Consider the following 19758-nt stretch of genomic DNA (forward strand, 5'->3'; position numbering starts at 1 on the left):
TTAAAAGCTATCTTCCTGTGTGTCTTGGTACTGATAAGGTATTGCCATTTTGTGTTGAACATTGCGTAACGCGGTACGTAAGCCCTCTAATATCGTAGGATGATAAAAAGGCGTATCGAGCATGGCCTTAACACTCAAATCATTGGTAATCGCTGCCGCTAAAATATGTCCAATATACTCGGCATCAGGACCCACCATACTAGCGCCTAAGATTCTATCAGTTTTTTTACAGCCATAGATATGTAGTAGACCACAGTTGACGCCCATCACGCGACTACGTCCTTGATTGTCGAAGCTGACGCTACCGATGACATATTCTAAGCTTGTATCCTGTTGAATGTCTGGTAGAGACATGCCGACGTTAACGATTTGTGGTGAGCAAAACACAATCGAGAAGGGCGTGGCGGGCGGGCGAATATGAGCGGCGTCTTCATTCTCGCAGACCATACTTCCAGCGCTATAGCCTTCATCGCTGGCCACATGCAATAGTGGAAGGTTGGCGTTGGCATCACCAACGATATAGATATCTAAATCACCAATCTGACCTGTTTTTTTATTCAAGTGCTTTGGACGATTTTTGTCGTCAAGTTCAACGTCTAAGTGTTCGACTCCCAGCGGTTTGATATTATTGCGGCGACCAGTGGCAACCAGTACATACTCACCTTGCCATTGTTGCGACTCTCCAGCACTGTCTTCATAATCAATGAACGCGGCTGAATGGTCATTATCCGTGGCTGTTTGCACGCCGACATCACTGATTTTGCTGCCCAAATGCATGGTCAATTCGCGGCTTAAGCAATCGATAGCTTTGTTATTGATATCATCGTCTTTGAGACCTGCAACACGTTTGACACGATTAAACAAAGTTACTTCTACGCCTAAGCGTTTAAAGGCTTGCGCTAGCTCTAATCCGATAGCACCTGTACCGACGACGGCCATTGTTTTTGGTAAATTTGTGAGCTCAAAGATCGTATCAGAGGTGAGCATGGTGTCACCAAGCTTATCTGCCCAGCCATCTGGGATAAATGGAGAGCTGCCCGTGGCGATAATGATTTTGTCAGCGGCAATCAGCTCATCATTGACTTCAATGAATCCTCGGTTATTGATATGAGCGCGTCCTGAGATTTTTTTGTGATCAGGCCAGCTATCTACTTGAGCTTTGATGTAGCTAGCAAAATGAGCACGCTCGTCCCGAACGCGTTGCATGACTTGCTTGCCATCTATCTGGACAGTGGCATGGACGCCAAATTCAGCAGAGTGATTGGCTTCATACGCGCGATCAGCGGCGGCAATCAATAGTTTGCTTGGCATACAGCCGACCGCAATACAAGTGGTCGTCCAGAATCCGTCGTTAATAATAACAACATCATCATGGGTTTTACTGGCTTGACGAAAAGCATTTTGCCCAGCAGTACCTGCACCGATAACGGCAACAGATACTTGGCGAGTAGCTTTGGATGCTGTGTTATCCGCTGCAGTATCGGATTGTTTATTCATATGATTCTCAAGTTATAAGATGTTTGTTATTCAGGGCTGTTTTTTAGATGATTTTTTTAAGAGATTCCTCTGATAAGAGATTGCTCTAAAAAATTATTAAAAAACGACTTTCAGCCTCTGATATCCAGCGTTTATCGTAATGATTATTAGCGTCTATTTTAAAATGCTTTTTTATGATTCTTGGCTTTATTGGTTAAGGCGCTAAGGTTTCAAGCAAACGTTCAGTGTAGCCTTTGGCACGTAAATTTCGCTGAGCATGAGTCAGCTCGCTATCTTTGTTAAAGACAAAGGCTGAACGTACAAGACCTAAGCTGATTTTTCCATACATATTTTTTTCTTTAATAACATCAAAGTATTGGCATAATTTTTCGTCAGTATCGCTGATAAGGGCAATGTTTAAATCATATTTGGTGATGAATTTCTCATGAGATTCAACACTATCACGTGAGACGCCGATAATGTCATAGCCTAAATCATCAAACTCATGGAGATGAGCAGTAAATTCGGTTGCTTGAGTGGTACAGCCTGGCGTACTGTCTTTTGGATAAAAGTACAGAATAAGCCCTTTATCAGTATTGGCAATCATCTCTTGGAGATTGATTTCATCATGGATAAAGTTGCCGGCAAGCTTTCGTACTATCGTCACTGGAAAGTCAGGTAAGGTTAGGTTTTCTGTGGTTGGTTTTGCCATTATAAAATCCTTATTCATTTTTGTTTATATCAGTACTTATGTCAGTGCTTATGTCGATTGGTAATCTATGCTGTGTGCTTATTATAAGCAGATTAGCAGCGATTCATAATCAGTTTTACACTTTGCGCCTGTATTGACAACAAAAAAGACTGGCAATAGCCAGTATCTTTCACTTCTATTTATTCTGAGCTATGCTGAAGAAACCGTACACCTAAACTTGGTAAACTAACGACTCGATGAGGAGTTTACCATGACTAAGAAAATCAGAACTTACAGCACAGAATTCAAAGCTGAAGCCGTCAAGAAGATAGCGGACAACGATGGGAATATTTCAGCGACTGCAAAGCAGCTTGGTATCGCCATGCAGACTTTATCTAACTGGCATAACAAAGCCACTCAAGGCAAGCTTGAAGGGACTGAGCAGTACGATACACAGCTTATGGCCGTGATGGAAGAGAACAAGCGCCTCAAACGACAGCTTAAAGTGGCTGAAGAGGAACGAGAGATACTAAATGAGGAAGGATAAAGCGAAGCACTGTTTCGCCCCGATGCAAGATGAGAGCTATGCTCGAATGAGGCGACGGCGTACTTCGCCAAGCACAGCTAGTAAGGTATGCCTTTATAAAAACTAATAGACAGGTTTTTAGTATCGTCTCTATGTGCCGTGTACTAAGTATTAAGCCGTCAAGCTACTACGACTGGATCAATCGTGATATCAGCGACCAACAGATACATAATAACCATTGCGAGCTACTAGTTAGAGCCGCTCATAGTGAAAGTAAAGAACGTTAAGGGGAGTTTATGGAACAGTACGCGCAAAGGAGTATATGTCTCGAATGAAAGATAGTTTTCTCATAATAACGATGCAAGCAATGAGGAGGCAGGAAGAAGCAAACTTGCCTAATGATTTAGATATCGTGTATTGTAGATTTATTTGAATGAAGCTGAGAGTAAACAATACAATGAAAGCATTAAACCACTTATTCACATTCATATCAGGCATTATAGTTTTAACAGTTTGTTCTTTGGGAATAGCAAGTGCCAATAATGAATATGCCATGGTTGCAGCCGAACCATCTAGTGCAGAAGCATACGCAAAAGCACAAGCAGCAGGAAAAGTAGCTAGGGCAGAAGCATACGCGAAAGCAGACGCAGCCATTGCAAAAGCAAACGCAGCCATTGCAAAAGCAGAAATAGCTAGGACAGAAGAAAAAGCAGCTAGGGTAAAAGTAGAAGCAGCTAGGGCAGAAGCGGACGCAAAAGCACACGCAGCTTGGGCACAGTCCAGTGCAGAAGCAAAAGCAGATAGGGAGGTATCATTCAAGAGGATTGAGCTGAAGGAATTAAGAACACATTGAGCGACAGCTTATGCAGCGGTGCTAGCGACCTGATGCAAGTATGCAAGCAATAAGAAAGCGTTTGAAGTGGCATGAAAACCCTTATCGAAAACCTAAAGGCATGCACTATGAAACCTACAAGCGGCTATTCACTGAATATCACGATATAGAAGATTATTATATGAGCTGCTTAACTAAGTTTGATGGGGTTACTAGTGTTAAGAGAATGAAATAAGGGGAGTTTTTCGGAGTGCTATAAAAGGAGAGAAAGCTACAGGTAACTATAAAAATGGCTACCAATAGATATAGTATTTAATATATATGCAATAAAAACAATGGTTTAGGTATATACAAAAGACTGGCAATAGCCAGTCTTTTGTATATCGAACGAGATGTGTATTACGCTGGTTTTTGTGGCTGTTTTAAATCTAAGCCAACGGTGCATTGCTGCAAATCTTTTTGCATTTTTTTGACGTAAGGCAGTCCAGACGGATCTTTTTTGTCTTGGGCATAGCTCTCAATTTCCCACATCTGACCGATGGTCATGTTGCTACGCACACCAATAGTGCAATTGCATAGTTTGGTCGCATCGCCTTTGTCAGCGACTTTATATTTGACCGCACCATTAACGCAGGTATTGATGTTATTTTGCTTAATATCGGCAGCGTTTGCTTGTGGCATCACAAAAATGGCAGCTAAAGCTAGGGGTAATAATGGCAACAACTTCATAAATATCCTCTTACGGGTAACATCAATTTTCTAAATTTTGTACTCAAAGTCAAGCAAAAGTACTCATAGTTCGTTGATTAATGTGGTTACTTATATCTTGTGATAAATGCAATCGCTCATACCATAACAAGTATGTGAGTTAAAATACAACGGCGGCGTGCTGTGTTAATGCAAGCGAATGTTTCGCTAATGTTGATTGCTATCACGCTTTCATGCAAGTGCAATCCCATCATTCATTAAGATTGATAATGGGTTGGGTCAGTGATGCCTGCCTGAGCAAAGCCTTGACGGCGTAGGGCACAGCTGTCACATACACCGCAAGCAAGACCTTGTGCATCGGCTTGGTAGCAAGATATGGTTTGCCCATAATCGACGCCCAATGACAATCCAAGCTCAATAGTTTTTGCTTTTGACAGTTGCTGTAAGGGCGTTTGAATGGATAAGTGATGACCGGTAACGCCCGCTTTGGTGGCAAGATTGGCCATATGCTCGAAGGCGGCAATATACTCTGGACGACAGTCAGGGTAGCCTGAGTAATCGACTGAGCTGACGCCAATGACGATATGATTGGCATCGGTCACTTCAGCAACGGCTAGCGCATAAGACAAAAATATCGTATTACGCGCAGGCACATAGGTGTTAGGAATAGCGTCGTTATCGATCTCATCACGCTTTTTATTAGGGAATTTATCCGTATCGCCATCGGGAACAATCATACTGTGATCTGTCAGCGAAGAGCCACCAAGCTGAGCGATATCAATATCAATGATTCTATGATTGACCTCGGCAGTCTCAGCGATGGCTTTTGCCGCGACCAGCTCACTATTGTGGCGTTGACCATAATTAAAACTGACCGCAGTCACCGACGCATAACGTGCCTTGGCCCAATACAAACAAGTCACCGAATCAAGCCCGCCTGACAGTAGCACAACGGCATTTTGGCTTTTATGCAGAGCATTTAAGTCAGTATCGAAGGCTTGATTATTAGAGGCGCTTTGCGAAGTAACATTAGTCATAGTGGTATCTATTATTGGTTTGCGAAAAATGCCTATTTTAGCAAAAATACGCGCATTACAGAACCACGGAGCCATTATAAATACGATATGAAACCTTAATCAGCTCAAAAGAGAAATTTATTCATAAAAGTGTGGAGCTATCAGCAGTGCTATGGTCGAATGTTCATCATGCCCTAAGCTAAGCCATAAAAAAGACTGAATATTTAATCTGATAGTTTAATCTCATCTTTTCAATCTGTTAGCAAATTTTGTTATAATCGCTGCTTTTAGAGCCACTGTGCTATTACTTCCTTGCTAAAGGCTTTATCCTTCCATTTTTTAGCAAAATTCCCTTGTAAAGATATTGAGTAACTTATGACCGCAGCAACCTTGTTTACGCCACAAATTACGCCTGAAATCGATGATATGTCAGCTGATACAGGTTTGGATAATCATGCTTGGGACACTGATGGTGATAGCATGGAATATGAGGATGTTGCTGACGATCATACAAATGAAAACAGTATCGCCGCTGCACCGTCAACGTCTACTGAATCAGCAGAGTTCCGTAAACTACAAAAGAAGCTGCGTAGACAAGTCTCTTGGGCGATTCGTGATTTTAATATGATCGAAGACGGCGATTTGGTCATGGTCTGTGTTTCAGGTGGTAAAGACAGCTATACCTTGCTGGATATTTTACTATTACTCAAGCGTATCGCCCCGATTAACTTTGATATCGTCGCGGTCAATCTCGATCAAAAGCAGCCCGGTTACCCTGAGGATATTTTGCCAGCGTATTTGAACGAGCAGGGCATTGCTCACTATATCTTAGAAAAAGACACTTATAGTATCGTTAAGAGCGTGGTGCCAGAAGGCAAAACTTATTGCTCGGCGTGTTCACGTCTGCGCCGCGGCTCGTTATACGGTTTTGCTAAGCAGATTGGCGCAACCAAAATTGCGCTGGGTCATCATCGCGATGATATGTTGGCGACTTTCTTTTTGAATTTATTTCATGGCGGCACTCTTAAATCGATGCCACCGAAATTGCTCAGTGATGACAAGCAAAACCTACTTATTCGTCCATTGGCTTATGTCGAAGAAAAAGACATCATTGAATATGCTCGCTTAAAAGAATTTCCAATTATTCCATGCAACTTATGTGGCAGCCAAACCAACTTACAAAGGGCCATTATCAACGATATGTTGCGGGAATGGGATGATGCTCATCCGCAGCGTTTGGCCTCTATTTTTAAAGCCATGCAAAACGTGGCACCGTCGCAACTAGCAGACCGTGAATTGTTTGATTTTGAGCAGTTAAGTCTTGATCGTGATGACAATGAGCGTTTGTTTGAAGGGGATAATATCCAAGCAGGGCAAACCGAGAGCTTGGCTGAAATTGGCTTACCTGTATCGCCAAAAACTCAAGCGTTCAATCCGAAGTTCGATAGTAAGCTGCTTTCGACAGAGTCTGATAATTCAGCAGAAAACAAGCATACGAATCAGAAGATTCCAACAATAAATCCTGTTATTTAATGATTCGCTTATTCGATATCGTTAAATGACATTTATAAAAAATAGCGTAAACCGTTAGTATAAAAAACCAGCTCATTATTGATAAATGGCTGGTTTTTTATGTGTTAATAAATTGAATATTAACAATGTCTATAAAAGTAGTTTCTATAAAATCAACTTTCTGCAAAAACAGGTAATGGGTCAAAGCTAACTTTTGAACGTGGTAATTTCGCCACATCTTGCATGCGCCAGTCATCTTTACCATCACTACTTACTTGTAGATAATATTTTGCTTTTAAAGGATCTATATCTACCTGCGCACTGTATTTATTGCCTTCGACATATTGAAGTACGACATCATGATCTTTTTTAATGTCGGTTGCATGCGAGATAGACAGATCTAGTTTTTCAGGATAAGCCAGAGGATTGCCATTCAGCAGTTTACCTGATTGCAGACTCTGTTCAGGATAATTTAGATAGAATACAACATCACCATTATCTGCAAACTGCATTTCGCCGTGCAAATCTAAGTCATAAGTCAGTTTGTCACGTGACACATCATGATAAAGCGTCTTACCATCCATATACCAGTCGTCACGTACCACGCTATCCCGAATTTGATAAGAGTAATAAACAAAAAAGATACAGGCCACTACGACAAATGCTGGCATGCCAATAACAAAAATAACCACCATGTAATTCTTATACCATGGCTGAGTATCTTGATGCTTAAAATTTGATGCTGGAGTAGACATAAAATACCTATTAATCAGATATCTGTTTATCAGATATCTATAAACTGTATCAATGGATAAGCTGACAACGAAACAGCTGCCAGTTTAATGATAAATCGTCCACCTACTAGCCACTGACTCACAGGTGAAATATAGAATTATATACTAGGGCGCATCCTAAGTCTGAATGAAAGCACCTAAATGGATTAAAAATGGTTAAATTTTGCCAAACTACTGGTTAATATACAGATGTTATCTGCACTATTTTCCCAGTTTAGCTGCCATTTATTGCATTTCTATTACCATTTTTAAAATGAGGACGCGCCCTAGCTAAGCTATCAAGCACTTATAAAAACCTACTGCCCTTGAGTAGTAAATACGTTTTGTTTACTGACTTTATACTGACCATCTTCACTGGTCACATTTAGGGTCACTGATGTTTGTTCAAAATCGATGACCTTAGGATCGCCATAAATACTCACAGGCATATCAAAGCTTTCACCTGCTTCTAATGGTACATCGTTGAATCGCAGCGCCAAGCTCAAACCTTCTTGTGGAGCAAGGGTTATTGTATAGGTATGCGGCTCTTGTGTCTTATTAGTCAGCTTGACAATATAGCTGTTTTCAATCATGCCTTGATTATTCACTGAAGACAACTGATTACGGTCACGGCGAATATCAATCTCTAACGGTACACGGTCCGTCAATGCATAAATAACGCCACCACATAAAATAGTAATAACGGCTAAATAAGCAAATAGACGTGGACTGATGACGCGGGTATTTTCTTTTTCTGACAACTGTCGTTCTGTTGTATAGCGGATAAGCCCACGTGGATAGCCGACTTTATCCATAATTTCATTACAAGCGTCAATACAAGCAGCACATTGGATGCAACCAACTTGCAAGCCATCTCGAATATCAATCCCAGTCGGACAAACCTGTACGCACATGGTACATTCGATACAATCCCCTAAATGTTCAGGATGGGTGCCTTTTTTACGTGCCCCGCGAGGTTCGCCACGTTCATAATCATAAGACACAACCAACGTATCTTTATCAAACATAACGCTCTGAAAACGACCATAAGGACAGATCTGTACGCACATCTGCTCGCGCATGTAGCCCGCATTGGCATAAGTGGCAAAGGTAAAGATAAACATTGATACCCATACCCATGTTGGCCAATCAGGAATAGGAATAAAACCAATGGTTTGCCAGCTTTGATATAAATAATCTGTGCCAGCGACGTAACTGACAAAGGTTGCCGCGGTAATCACTGAAAATACTAACCAAATAAAATATATCAAAGAACGTTTAAAGGCTTTTTTTGCACTCATCGGTTCTTTATCAAACTTAATACGCTTATTACGATCACCAATGACCCACTTTTCAACATATTGATAAAGATGTGTCCAAATCGTCTGAGGGCAGGCATAGCCACACCAAACACGCCCTGCATACACAGTCACCATGAATAAAGTGAATGCGGCAATAATCGCAAAGGCGGCAATGAAGTAAAAATCTTGGGTCAAAAAAGTCATGCCAAAAATATAGTAATGCTGCGACGGAACATCAAGCCATATTGCTTGCCTACCATTATAACGTAACCACGGCAAAAGCAGAAAAGCGGCTAAAAGCGCATACATCGTGACGACACGAATGTTTTGATAAAAACCGGTGACAAACCTAGGGTGAACTCGATGCTTGGTCGCATCAAGGTCAATTTGCTGTACAGGAATTTTATTGGGTTGTGGTGCTGACATAAACGTGCCTCTTTTAAAAAAGAATCAGTTTGCTGGCATGATGAACAAACATCTTTAATCATCAGATGTATGAGTGTGTGATGTTATCAATGTCAGTAAGTAGCGGATAAAATATTGAACAGAAAAATATTTTAACCCATCTACCAAATGATCGATTGCAATTAGCTTAATGAGAATGGGTGACTATCTTCTAAATTCGCCACTAATAAGTGGTTTTTAGGTAGTGTCATTTTAGCATTCTCCCTATCATAAATGGGATAATAATCTTAAAAACCAATCAATATATCAGCATAATGATCGATATATTGGTCGTGCTCTAAGCAGTATTAAACTGCATTTCATTTGCTACTCAAATTTTGACAATGCGGTAGCAGTTAATAAACTCTCATCAAAGAGTTTATAAAAAAAGGAGAACTGCAATAACAGTTCTCCCTTTATCAAATCTTATCCACTGATGCTATGACAACCATCTTTAAATATTAATTAGCCGTCGTTTCTACAGTGGTTGCTACTTGAGTAGCGGTTGGTGCTTTAGCAGCAGGTTGAGGGGTTTTGTCTGATAATGAGTAAACATAAGCTGCAAGCAGCATAATACGCTCATTACCCAGTTTGGTTTCCCACTCAGGCATCACACCAGCACGACCATAACGTAAGGTTTCGCGGATGGTCTCACGATCACCACCATATAACCAAATGTTATCTGTCAAGTTTGGCGCGCCAGTAGAAGTCATACCTTTTGCATCTGCACCATGACAAAGTACACAGTTAGTTGGCTCATTAAAGATTGCCTCACCTTGAGCGACTTGAGCTTTATCAAGCTCGTAACCAGGTTGGTTGCCAGATATTGACAGCACGTATTCAGATACCGCACGTACCCCATCTTCACCGATTTGATCACGCCATGCAGCCATACCACCAACTCGACCTTTATGTAGCGTGGTCAAAATGTTTGACGCTTCTCCGCCATATAACCAGTCATTGTCAGTTAGATTTGGATAGCCTACCGCCCCTTTGGCGTTAGAGCCATGACAGACCGCACAGTTCTGTAAGAACAAACGACTACCAACTTTTAAAGCATTCGGGTTTTCTGAAAGCTTTTCTACATAAGGTGATAGTTCTGCAGTTTTCTCATCAATTTGAGCTTGCAGATCTGCTGGTGGTGTTTCACTGCGGCGCATCGTTGCCTGTAACTCAGCAAGTGCCGCTAAGGTCTCTGTTGCACCACTAGCATCCGCTTTTGCTAAAATGTTTTTCTCAAAGTTATCCGTAAATACTTTGTTATTACTCTCAAGCTCGCTATATAGCTCGTTCTTAGAGGTCCACGGTACCGTTTCGCCATCGACTTCTACAGTGGCAATACCTTCCCATTTTGATGGGAAAATACCTGGGAAAAATACCCAATAGGCAACACCCCAAGCGATAGAGCCAAAAAATATTACGAGCCACCACTTAGGTAATGGCTTGTCGTACTCTTTGATACCATCATAAGCGTGGCCTGTCGTACCGTCATCTTCTAGTTCTGGCTTGTACTTCAATACCATTAGTAAGACACCGAGGATAGCAGCCCAACACATGATACTTAGTATGGTAATCCAAGAACTCCAAAAAAATGTCATCGTTTATCCTTATTGCGCTGCTCTTCAGACAGAGATTTTATATCCTCGTCATCAAGCGCAAGTTGTGCATCTTCTTCGAAGCGTTTTTTGTTTTTTGGCGAATACGCCCACCATGCAACACCTACGAAGGCAACAAAGGCAGAAACGGTCGCAATTGTTTGTAATTCACCAATACCCATTAGCGCTGTCCTTCCATCGCGGTGCCCAGTTGCTGTAGATAAGCAACCAAAGCATCAAGTTCAGTGGCACCAAGTACAGCATCTGGTGCTCCTTCGATATCTTCTTCAGTGTAAGGTACACCAAAGCGATCACGGAATAGACGCATTTTAGTTTGAACGTTTTCACCATTCACTTCGTTGGTAGCAAGCCACGGGAAACCAGGCATTACTGATTCAGGTACTAGTGAACGTGGCGCAATTAAATGCTGCTTTTGCCAGTCTTCAGAATAACGACCGCCAACACGTGCCAGATCAGGTCCAGTACGTTTTGAACCCCAAAGAAAAGGGTGATCCCACGTAGATTCAGCAGCACGTGAGTAAGGTCCATAACGTTCAACTTCAGCACGTAGTGGACGAATCATCTGAGTATGACAAACGTGACAACCTTCACGAATATAGATGTCACGACCCTCAAATTCTAGTGCAGTCCATGGCTCCATGGAGGGCAGGGGAGCATTCACCCCACCTTCTTCAGGACCCTTGTTGTCATATATCAATGGTACGATTTCAACTAGCGTTGCAAAGCTAATAGCAATAACGATACCGATAACCAACAAGCCTGTATTTTTTTCAATAATTTCATGCGGTGTACCAGACATGATCGCTCCTTATACGTTAGCTGCTGAAGGTTTATCAACACTAGGTTCATGATCAGTAGGATCTGCGATATCGACAGGCTTACCTTCTGGCATTTTAAGTGTTTTATAAACGTTATATGCCATCACAAACATACCCGATACATACAATAGGCCACCAAAAGCACGACCAATATATGGGAAATGTGAGAACTCAACTGTATCAACGAAGCTATATACCAACGTACCGTCTGGATTAGTAGCCAGCCACATCATGCCTTGGCCAATACCTGAAATCCACATAGATACGATATAGAAAATAGTACCCGCTGTCGCCAACCAAAAATGCGTGGTGATTAAGCTGATAGAATACATCTTAGGTTTGTTATAAATACGTGGTAACAGTACATATAGCGAACCAATGGTAATCATACCTACCCAACCAAGTGCACCTGAGTGTACGTGACCGACTGTCCAATCTGTGTTATGAGATAACGCATTCACTGTCTTAATCGACATCATTGGGCCTTCGAACGTCGACATCGCATAGAACGACAATGCCACAATCATAAAGCGAATGATCGGATCGGTACGTAATTTATCCCAGCTGCCCGATAGTGTTAGCACGCCGTTAATCATACCACCCCAAGATGGCGCAAATAGGATGATTGAGAATACCATTGCTAGAGACTGCGTCCAATCTGGAAGCGCTGAATAATGCAAATGGTGACCACCAGCCCACATATATGACGCAATCAATGCCCAAAAGTGAACGATAGACAAACGGTAAGAATAAATAGGACGACCAATCTGTACTGGAACGAAGTAATACATCATTCCTAAGAAAGCTGCCGTTAGATAAAAACCTACCGCGTTATGTCCGTACCACCACTGCACCATCGCATCAGTCGCACCGCCAAATAACGAGTAAGACTTAAATGCGCTAACAGGAATCGCCATACTGTTTACGATATGCAGTAATGCAATCGTAATAATAAAGGCTGCAAAGAACCAGTTAGCCACATAAATATGTGAGGTTTTACGTTTGATGAGCGTACCGAAGAAAACAATGGCATAAGAGATCCATACCAAGGCAATCAAAATATCGATTGGCCACTCAAGCTCAGCGTATTCCTTGGTCGATGTTAAACCTAAAGGTAGGGTAATAACCGCTGATACGATAACGGCTTGCCAACCCCAAAAGGTAAACCAAGCTAAATAAGGCGCAAATAACCTTGTCTTACAGGTACGCTGAACAATATAGTAAGACGTTGCGAACAGGGCAGAGCCACCGAACGCAAAAATGACCGCATTGGTATGTAGCGGTCTTAAACGACTAAATGTCAGCCATGGAATGTCAAAGTTAAGTGATGGCCATGCTAACTGTGAAGCAATGAACACACCAATACTCATGCCGACGATGCCCCATACCACGGCCATTATCGTAAAGAATCTTACGATAGTAATTTCGTACTCACGGTCAACTGGGGCGACTGCTGTGTTTTGTAAACTCATTGGATGATTCCTTTACAGCCCGAATTATCAACAGAATTAACTAACTCTCCGCGCTATCTGCATCATAAAAGTAATAGTCAGATAAAAATAGAATCGCGGCACATGCTGTTTTTTGTCTCGCTTATCACCATAATATTATTAACTATCAATCTAAGCTTTCGCTTTATATCCGCTGGTATTGAGGCATAAAGGCGTTTTAACCGCACGACACTCACAGCTGGTCGATAGTAGGATTGTTAATAAATCATTAAGGTGGATAAGAAGATGCGCCGTTTTTGAGCATCAAACATCTAAAGAGGTGAAGTATTTATCTTAATTATTACCAAAAATGCTGTACTAATGAAGATAGATACCAATATCCATAGGGCCATAAAAACGCACTGACCATAGACGTATGCTAGCGGCGGCTGACAAAAAAACATGTTTGCGTAATGTTTAGTTAAAACTCCCGACTCTGTTTAAGGGTATTGTAACGCAATCCTAATCAAATATCATCAGAACTATGCGGCAAAATACAAACTCTTTGGTAAAAATCTTAGCAAGCAACTTATTATAGCTGTGCAATTTGTCTATTTTATACTCAATTTTATCACGATTCTAGAAATACATTTTGGTGATAGAGGGACAGTAATCACTACGCTTAGATATCATGACCAGCAGTATTTTTGTAACAATGGCCGCATGAGCACTCTAAATAAGTTTTACTTATCATCAAGTAGACCCTTATAATGAGGCTAAATATAAGTGATGATAGCAGTTTTTGTACTGCTATTATGAGCAACTATTTTATCACTTGATATCCAGTCAGGCGAGTGAGCCAAACAACGGTAGCCTGAAATAACATCAATTAAGGACAATAACATGGCAGTTTTTTTGACAGATGAGTGGTTTGAGCAAGTTGAGCAAATGGGTAATGAGGCAGGCGAGCTAAATTTGCCGCCAGCACTGGCGAATATGATCGTCAATCTAAAAGTCTCTGACACTGAGCAAGACATCGAAGCAAACTTTGCAAACGGTTTATTGCATCGCGGCTTGAACGACGCCGCGACAACCACATTGTTGCTTGACCGCAGTATCTTGCAATCAATTATCACTGATTTCGATACCAATGAAATTATGGGTGCCTTTATGGGTGGTAAAATTCGCGTTGAAGGCGATATGTCACAACTGATGGCAGTACAAACGGCACGCCCAAGTGCTGAACAAAAAGAGCTATATACTCGTATCAAATCAATGACGACCATGGCTTAATTCTATATTCGTAGGGTTTTATACTGACGATTGTAGGAAGACAAAAAGCCCCTAATGCTTATTAGGGGCTTTTTATTTGATGATACATTTAATGATCATTATTAAAAGTAGCGGATGACTCGTAAAGTAGTTAACTGGCTTTTGATTGCTGCGCTGTACTTTGCTGGTTTTCTTTATAGATGGCAGCTTGTAGCCAAACGTTCGCTTGTACGTAGTCATGTACTTTAATAGAAGCCGTCTCTGGCGTGTTGAGCGCGCCGATACGAATCACGAAAGGATCGGCATCTTGTTCGCGTAGTATCACGACATCAAACAGGATAATGGATTTATCATTAAACACTGTTTCTTGCTTGCCGAGCACCTGACCTTGGCACCATGCTTCATCTTCTTGTCCCAAAGTATCACCGAATAGATAGGCACACATGTGACCCAAGTTGATCTCAACTGGCGCCATTTGCGCTTTGGTCTCTGGTTTCCATTCTTTGATTTGCTCTTGCAGATCATCGGGTATTTTTCCATCATTGGCGGCAACGATGTCGTTAAATGCACGGTGGTAGCGGATCGCTTCTTGATCTTCAACCATGATAACTTCGTTTTGCTCACTTAGCTTAATCTCATGTGCCCAGGCGCTAAAGTTCACAAAGTAAGACGTGTCTCGCTGATATAAATGGCGATTGGTGGTGTAGAGCTGGTCAAAGGCGTAAATAATACTGCCATCAGCGGTACGCAAGCGTAATACAGCATCGTGTGAATTGTCATTGGCAATGATGCGCTCAATCTTACAATTGAGTCCATACGGGCTATCGACACAAGGATAAGCATTGATAAAGCATTCAGGCTTGCCATTTTTCATGGCCAATACTTGATTGATATGACAAGGCTGATTTTCAGACAGCAATAGGCAGCTGTCTTGAGCGCTGACATTGCTATTGAGGCCTTTAGGCATGGCCGCCTTTTCGATCATTTTTTGTAGCCATTCTGGCACGTCATGACTCATGTCATCGGTCAGAATACGCCAATGATCGGCGTGACCTGCAGATTGTTCATCAGTCATGGTGATTTTGGTGGGAGATTGGACGTTTTTATATTGATAATTAATGGTCATGAAGATACTCAAAATTAGTCAGCGTGAGGTTTGGACCTGAAACGGCTATTGCTGGCTATCATAAGGCTCTATTTGACACGATAGATTTATGATAGTTGGCAACGTTGTCATCAGTAAAGGGTCAACAAACAACAATGAATGGTTAATGACAATTGTCCTTAGCATACAATATATAGGTATTGACGCAAGTAATAGCAAGCCCCTCATAAAAAATAGTAACAAAAGCCAGTTTTTTATTAAAAAATACGCCCAGTTTTTGCTAATGACTGGCACATATCAGCCAAATTGTGTCAAACTAGCTCCCTTTTGACGGCTGTCTTTGGCTCGTCTGAAACCCTGTTTTTGTGTTCGATTTATATGTGACTATGGCAAGTGCAGGTGTGAGATGCATTTGCTGTTGCTCGTTTTATAGTATATATAAAGTCGCACGTAGATAAGATAAAGAGTTTGAATATGTTTCGTCCTTTAGCGTTGTTTATCGGCTTACGATACACCCGAGCAGAGCGTAGTAATGGTTTTATCTCCTTTATCTCGCTTATCTCGATGATTGGTTTGACTCTTGGGGTTGCCGTATTGATCACGGTGCTATCAGTCATGAATGGTTTTGATCGGGAGTTAAAAACCCGTATTTTGGGTATGGTCCCGCAAGCAACGGTCGTTTCCACCGAGATTATCAGTGATTGGAAGCAATTGGCTGATAAAATTAAAGAAGATCCTGAAGTGGCAGCTGTAGCGCCCTTTATTCAACTGCAAGGGATGTTGACGTCAAACGGTCAGGTTGCAGGGATTATGGTCACTGGTGTCGATCCTGAATACGAAAAAGATGTCTCTATTATCAATGAACATATGGTTCAAGGCAGCATTGATACTTTACAAAGTGGTGAGTTCAATATTGTGCTGGGTGAAGAGATGGTACACTCTCTAGGGCTGCAACTGGGTGATAAAGTGACGCTAGTGCTGCCAGAGGCATCGCCTTCACCAGCTGGCGTGATACCACGATTCAAGCGCTTTACCTTGACCGGTATTTTTACCATCAGTCCAGAAGTGGATAGCCTCATGGCATTTATCCCGATGGGTGATGCGGCAAAACTGTTGCGTCTGCCAGATGGCGCGCAGGGTGTGCGTATGAAGCTTAATGACATCTTTACCGCGCCGATGGTAGCAGAAAAAGCCGCCGCTATTGCCCCTCAGCAGTTGTATCCTAATGATTGGACACAAACACATGGCAACCTATTTGGTGCGATTCAAATGGAAAAAGCCATGGTCGGCTTGCTGCTATTTTTAATTATCCTAGTAGCAGCTTTTAATATTGTTTCCAGTCTAGTGATGCTCGTTACCGACAAAAAAGCGGATATTGCGATTCTAAAAACTTTTGGTGCGTCTCCTCGTTTGATTACCCAAGTGTTTATGGTGCAAGGCGTGGTCATCGGTGTGATTGGTACGATTGCTGGTACGATACTGGGCGTGATATTTGCGCTTACAGTGAGTGATATTTTAGGCTTTATTAATCAAGTCTTTAATTTGAACTTGTTTGATGCGTATTTTGTTAATTATTTGCCATCAGAGTTGCGTGTACTGGATGTGGTATTGATTACAGGTGCGTCTTTCGTACTGAGCTTTTTGGCAACCATTTATCCAGCACGCCGAGCGGCTAAGATTCAGCCAGCACAGACGTTGCGTTATGAATAAATGATTTTATATGCCGCTTAAATTTTTATATACAGTTTAAGTTATTACCAATGCTTGTTGGGTAAAATTAATTTTAATGCAAGTTTAGGCTGATAAATTGTTTGTAGCGCTGAATACAGCATCAATACCAGTATAAATAGAATAAAGGAAAAGCCATGTCTGCCATTTTAGAGGCGAAAAATATCAACAAGATATATGATGAAGGGGCGGTTAGTACGCAAGTACTGACTGGCTTGGATTTGACCGTCCATGCTGGCGAGCGCATCGCCATCGTTGGCACCAGTGGTTCAGGCAAGAGCACTTTGCTACACTTGCTTGGTGGTCTTGATACGCCAACCAGCGGTGAGGTCTGGCTACATGGTCAATTGTTAAATAGCATGAATGAAACTGAGCGCGGTGCCATGCGTAACAAGCATCTGGGATTTATTTATCAGTTTCATCACTTATTAGCCGAATTTACTGCCATTGAAAACGTTGCGATGCCGTTACTGATGCGACCAGAAGTCTCAACGACTTCAGCAAGAGAGCAAGCAATTGCGATACTAGAAAGTGTCGGACTTGAGCATCGTCTGGCGCATAGACCTGGTGAGCTATCGGGCGGTGAGCGCCAGCGTGTGGCTATTGCCCGTGCTTTGGTTACGAAGCCATCGCTCATTTTGGCAGACGAGCCAACTGGTAATTTGGACTATGACAATGCGCAAAGCGTGTTTGGATTATTATCAGAGCTGCAAAATACCATGCAAACAGCCTTATTAATGGTGACACATGATCGCAATCTCGCGGCGCTGGCAGATCGTCAGTTATTGCTACGTAATGGTCATTGGGAGCAGTATTAACTGTTTTTTAACACTGCATTTTTTAACGCTTTATTTTTAATAGCGTAAATGGTTATGGTTATTAAGTAGTAGGGTGTGTCCTGATTTAAGTCAATGGATATCTATAGTCAGAGCACTTTTAAACCGCTACGGTGTTACCCGCCCTAGACGTACTCAGTGTACTATCTGCGGTCGGTCGCCTTGTAGCGATTCTAAAATTCCTTGACTATACATGGGCTAAAATTTGTCAAACGTCGTTGAACTGAACTGCTGATTAATATCACTATGATCTGTGTTATTTCTCTTGTTTAACGGCAATTTGTCTTGCTTTTATCATCATTATTAAATGAGGATATACCCTAGAACGACAAGATTTATGTTCAACAGACACTAAGTTTGTAATAAAAATAAACGCAAAATGGGGCTGAAAAATGCCGCCAATTGATTAAAGAAGGATTATTATTATGGATAGAGATGACGACCCAATCGCTGCTTTTGGCAGTGCCGAAGAAGGCAATGAACCTTTAAAACCCTATATGGATGTGACGTTATTCGAGACAATTGATAAACAGGCACAAATAGATCTATTAACACCCGTTTTTGATGCCATTACTTTGGCTGGCGTTGATTATGATCTAAAAGCTCAAGACAGTGCAACGGGCAAACGCTATACATTGCTTAGAGATGAAAACGTGGTTGGAGTTTTCGAGATGGACACTAGCCTTACGGACAACATCCTTGCTGCCATAGAAAAGAATAAAGAAGCAGAGTGATGGGTATCAACAAAGAAAATGGCTTTTGTTTTTAGGTCATAGCCAGAAGGTGATATCGAGACATAGCATAGAATAATCGAGGGTAGATGGTAACCTAGATTGCTGGCGTTAGCGAATGGTTAGCAGTAAAAGGTGGTGCGCTAGGTTAAGGTTACCATGACTTGGTAACAGCAGCATATATTAGGTTTTAGGCGGTTTATTAGAAGGTTCTTGCTGACGTTTTTGCCAGCTCACGACGGTTTTGTAGCGCCAAACCGCCTTAAATGCCAGTCCACAAACGATGCTGGTCACAATCGCTAAAATCGTCAAGCCTATGCAAAAAGCAGCAATCGATACCGTGCCGCGATAAGTAATAAATGGATTTGCACCATCTGATAGTGCCCATAAGCTAAAATCAGCAATCATCCTGCCGATAAGCCGCAGACTAATCATCGGTACGTCAAGGATTTTGGCACCGATATAATAGCCTGCATAAAAGATGGGCAAGCTCGTGAGTGGATTGGTAATCCAAGTCAAACCGAGTGCCATGGGAACATTGGCACGGAAAATTAATGAGCCAACTAGAGCCAGTAGCATTTGCCCTGGCAATGGGAAAAATGCACTAAGCACCCCGATATAGACCGCTTTATTTAAGCTATGTCGATTAAAGTGCCATAATCGTGGATCAGCCAAATGCGGTGCGAACAGTTTTAAGGTGCGACTTTCTAAGATTTTCTCTGGCGTAGGAAGCAGGTCTTTCAGACGTTTTTGGGGCACAGGATCGCCTTTTGTAATCGTTAGCTACAGTCCGCTCAATCGCATTGATGGTCTGCTATAAAGTAATATTATTCATAAAGTGTACAGCTGAGGATATATAGGATAATGATGTCAGATTATCATCATCGCAATATGTCAGTTAGTATAGGGTAATAGTTATATAAATGCTATTGCATGACGTATC

The 19758-nt window shown here is 41.8% G+C and carries 18 protein-coding genes and 1 pseudogene; 7 read left to right on the top strand and 12 right to left on the bottom strand.

Going from position 1 to position 19758, the window contains the following annotated elements; all coding sequences use genetic code 11:
* Together ACP69U_RS07635 and ACP69U_RS07640 are read right to left on the bottom strand one after the other, a co-directional pair.
* Positions 1-1497 carry a dihydrolipoyl dehydrogenase gene (locus ACP69U_RS07635; protein WP_314885625.1) on the bottom strand — a complete coding sequence of 499 codons (1497 nt, stop codon included), beginning with the start codon at positions 1495-1497 and terminating at the stop codon, positions 1-3.
* Between the two features lie 193 nt (positions 1498-1690).
* Positions 1691-2188, bottom strand: coding sequence for a peroxiredoxin (locus tag ACP69U_RS07640; RefSeq protein WP_201581628.1), 498 nt, complete (start codon positions 2186-2188; stop codon positions 1691-1693).
* Positions 2189-2438: 250 nt separating this feature from the next.
* On the opposite strand from ACP69U_RS07640, the pseudogene ACP69U_RS07645 reads away from it, so the two are divergent.
* Positions 2439-2974: pseudogene (locus ACP69U_RS07645) on the top strand (transposase); the annotation flags it as partial.
* A 152-nt stretch (positions 2975-3126) separates the two neighbouring features.
* A complete protein-coding gene (locus tag ACP69U_RS07650) occupies positions 3127-3546 on the top strand; it encodes a hypothetical protein (RefSeq protein ID WP_426138240.1) in 420 nt (139 codons plus the stop codon).
* 378 nt (positions 3547-3924) lie between these two features.
* Here ACP69U_RS07650 and ACP69U_RS07655 read toward each other — a convergent pair whose 3' ends face one another.
* On the bottom strand, positions 3925-4254 hold the full coding sequence (locus tag ACP69U_RS07655; RefSeq protein ID WP_045445384.1) for a hypothetical protein: 330 nt from the start codon (positions 4252-4254) through the stop codon (positions 3925-3927).
* 236 nt (positions 4255-4490) lie between these two features.
* Positions 4491-5207: a 7-cyano-7-deazaguanine synthase QueC gene (gene queC / locus ACP69U_RS07660; protein WP_167541684.1), complete on the bottom strand. Its 717-nt coding sequence runs from the start codon at positions 5205-5207 to the stop codon at positions 4491-4493.
* 417 nt (positions 5208-5624) lie between these two features.
* On the opposite strand from queC, the gene ttcA reads away from it, so the two are divergent.
* Positions 5625-6782 carry a tRNA 2-thiocytidine(32) synthetase TtcA gene (ttcA, locus tag ACP69U_RS07665; RefSeq protein WP_314885620.1) on the top strand — a complete coding sequence of 386 codons (1158 nt, stop codon included), beginning with the start codon at positions 5625-5627 and terminating at the stop codon, positions 6780-6782.
* A 152-nt stretch (positions 6783-6934) separates the two neighbouring features.
* On the opposite strand, the gene ACP69U_RS07670 is transcribed toward ttcA, so the two are convergent.
* The 6 genes from ACP69U_RS07670 to ccoN form a co-directional block, all read right to left on the bottom strand.
* Positions 6935-7516 (bottom strand): FixH family protein, encoded by a 582-nt coding sequence (locus tag ACP69U_RS07670; RefSeq protein WP_193007549.1) that lies wholly within the window; start codon positions 7514-7516, stop codon positions 6935-6937.
* 335 nt (positions 7517-7851) lie between these two features.
* Entirely contained in the window at positions 7852-9261 is a 1410-nt protein-coding gene (gene ccoG / locus ACP69U_RS07675) for a cytochrome c oxidase accessory protein CcoG (protein ID WP_201502321.1), read from the bottom strand.
* Between the two features lie 479 nt (positions 9262-9740).
* The gene (ccoP, locus tag ACP69U_RS07680; protein WP_087813720.1) at positions 9741-10877 is read right to left on the bottom strand and encodes a cytochrome-c oxidase, cbb3-type subunit III; all 1137 of its coding nucleotides are present in this window, start codon (positions 10875-10877) and stop codon (positions 9741-9743) included.
* Entirely contained in the window at positions 10874-11056 is a 183-nt protein-coding gene (locus tag ACP69U_RS07685; RefSeq protein ID WP_010199605.1) for a CcoQ/FixQ family Cbb3-type cytochrome c oxidase assembly chaperone, read from the bottom strand. The genes ccoP and ACP69U_RS07685 overlap by 4 nt, the downstream gene beginning before the upstream one ends.
* On the bottom strand, positions 11056-11694 hold the full coding sequence (gene ccoO / locus ACP69U_RS07690; RefSeq protein ID WP_045445396.1) for a cytochrome-c oxidase, cbb3-type subunit II: 639 nt from the start codon (positions 11692-11694) through the stop codon (positions 11056-11058). The genes ACP69U_RS07685 and ccoO overlap by 1 nt, the downstream gene beginning before the upstream one ends.
* Before the next feature lie 9 nt (positions 11695-11703).
* Positions 11704-13185: a cytochrome-c oxidase, cbb3-type subunit I gene (ccoN, locus tag ACP69U_RS07695; protein WP_045445398.1), complete on the bottom strand. Its 1482-nt coding sequence runs from the start codon at positions 13183-13185 to the stop codon at positions 11704-11706.
* 861 nt (positions 13186-14046) lie between these two features.
* Between ccoN and ACP69U_RS07700 the strand changes: the two genes are divergently transcribed.
* On the top strand, positions 14047-14436 hold the full coding sequence (locus ACP69U_RS07700) for a hypothetical protein (protein WP_055123882.1): 390 nt from the start codon (positions 14047-14049) through the stop codon (positions 14434-14436).
* A 130-nt stretch (positions 14437-14566) separates the two neighbouring features.
* On the opposite strand, the gene ACP69U_RS07705 is transcribed toward ACP69U_RS07700, so the two are convergent.
* Positions 14567-15541 (bottom strand): hypothetical protein, encoded by a 975-nt coding sequence (locus ACP69U_RS07705; RefSeq protein WP_426138241.1) that lies wholly within the window; start codon positions 15539-15541, stop codon positions 14567-14569.
* Positions 15542-15994: 453 nt separating this feature from the next.
* Between ACP69U_RS07705 and ACP69U_RS07710 the strand changes: the two genes are divergently transcribed.
* The 3 genes from ACP69U_RS07710 (at position 15995) to ACP69U_RS07720 (ending at position 18818) form a co-directional block, all read left to right on the top strand.
* Complete coding sequence (locus tag ACP69U_RS07710; protein WP_087813722.1) at positions 15995-17230, top strand: lipoprotein-releasing ABC transporter permease subunit; 1236 nt, start codon at positions 15995-15997, stop codon at positions 17228-17230.
* Positions 17231-17385: 155 nt separating this feature from the next.
* A complete protein-coding gene (gene lolD, locus ACP69U_RS07715; RefSeq protein WP_045451357.1) occupies positions 17386-18066 on the top strand; it encodes a lipoprotein-releasing ABC transporter ATP-binding protein LolD in 681 nt (226 codons plus the stop codon).
* Between the two features lie 443 nt (positions 18067-18509).
* On the top strand, positions 18510-18818 hold the full coding sequence (locus ACP69U_RS07720; RefSeq protein WP_426138242.1) for a hypothetical protein: 309 nt from the start codon (positions 18510-18512) through the stop codon (positions 18816-18818).
* Positions 18819-18998: 180 nt separating this feature from the next.
* On the opposite strand, the gene ACP69U_RS07725 is transcribed toward ACP69U_RS07720, so the two are convergent.
* Positions 18999-19574 (bottom strand): DUF2062 domain-containing protein, encoded by a 576-nt coding sequence (locus tag ACP69U_RS07725; RefSeq protein ID WP_426138243.1) that lies wholly within the window; start codon positions 19572-19574, stop codon positions 18999-19001.
* Positions 19575-19758: the final 184 nt, after the last annotated feature.

This window comes from Psychrobacter sp. TWR1-1-1 (assembly GCF_049895865.1).
Classification (GTDB): domain Bacteria; phylum Pseudomonadota; class Gammaproteobacteria; order Pseudomonadales; family Moraxellaceae; genus Psychrobacter; species Psychrobacter immobilis_A.

Excerpts from the sequence above, each read along its gene's own strand:
- ACP69U_RS07635 (WP_314885625.1), bottom strand. The coding sequence starts at position 1,497 with ATGAATAAACAATCCGATACTGCAGCGGATAACACAGCATCCAAAGCT.
- ACP69U_RS07640 (WP_201581628.1), bottom strand. The coding sequence starts at position 2,188 with ATGGCAAAACCAACCACAGAAAACCTAACCTTACCTGACTTTCCAGTG.
- ACP69U_RS07650 (WP_426138240.1), top strand. The coding sequence starts at position 3,127 with ATGAAGCTGAGAGTAAACAATACAATGAAAGCATTAAACCACTTATTC.
- ACP69U_RS07655 (WP_045445384.1), bottom strand. The coding sequence starts at position 4,254 with ATGAAGTTGTTGCCATTATTACCCCTAGCTTTAGCTGCCATTTTTGTG.
- ttcA (WP_314885620.1), top strand. The coding sequence starts at position 5,625 with ATGACCGCAGCAACCTTGTTTACGCCACAAATTACGCCTGAAATCGAT.
- ACP69U_RS07670 (WP_193007549.1), bottom strand. The coding sequence starts at position 7,516 with ATGTCTACTCCAGCATCAAATTTTAAGCATCAAGATACTCAGCCATGG.
- ccoG (WP_201502321.1), bottom strand. The coding sequence starts at position 9,261 with ATGTCAGCACCACAACCCAATAAAATTCCTGTACAGCAAATTGACCTT.
- ccoP (WP_087813720.1), bottom strand. The coding sequence starts at position 10,877 with ATGACATTTTTTTGGAGTTCTTGGATTACCATACTAAGTATCATGTGT.
- ACP69U_RS07685 (WP_010199605.1), bottom strand. The coding sequence starts at position 11,056 with ATGGGTATTGGTGAATTACAAACAATTGCGACCGTTTCTGCCTTTGTT.
- ccoO (WP_045445396.1), bottom strand. The coding sequence starts at position 11,694 with ATGTCTGGTACACCGCATGAAATTATTGAAAAAAATACAGGCTTGTTG.
- ccoN (WP_045445398.1), bottom strand. The coding sequence starts at position 13,185 with ATGAGTTTACAAAACACAGCAGTCGCCCCAGTTGACCGTGAGTACGAA.
- ACP69U_RS07700 (WP_055123882.1), top strand. The coding sequence starts at position 14,047 with ATGGCAGTTTTTTTGACAGATGAGTGGTTTGAGCAAGTTGAGCAAATG.
- ACP69U_RS07705 (WP_426138241.1), bottom strand. The coding sequence starts at position 15,541 with ATGACCATTAATTATCAATATAAAAACGTCCAATCTCCCACCAAAATC.
- ACP69U_RS07710 (WP_087813722.1), top strand. The coding sequence starts at position 15,995 with ATGTTTCGTCCTTTAGCGTTGTTTATCGGCTTACGATACACCCGAGCA.
- lolD (WP_045451357.1), top strand. The coding sequence starts at position 17,386 with ATGTCTGCCATTTTAGAGGCGAAAAATATCAACAAGATATATGATGAA.
- ACP69U_RS07720 (WP_426138242.1), top strand. The coding sequence starts at position 18,510 with ATGGATAGAGATGACGACCCAATCGCTGCTTTTGGCAGTGCCGAAGAA.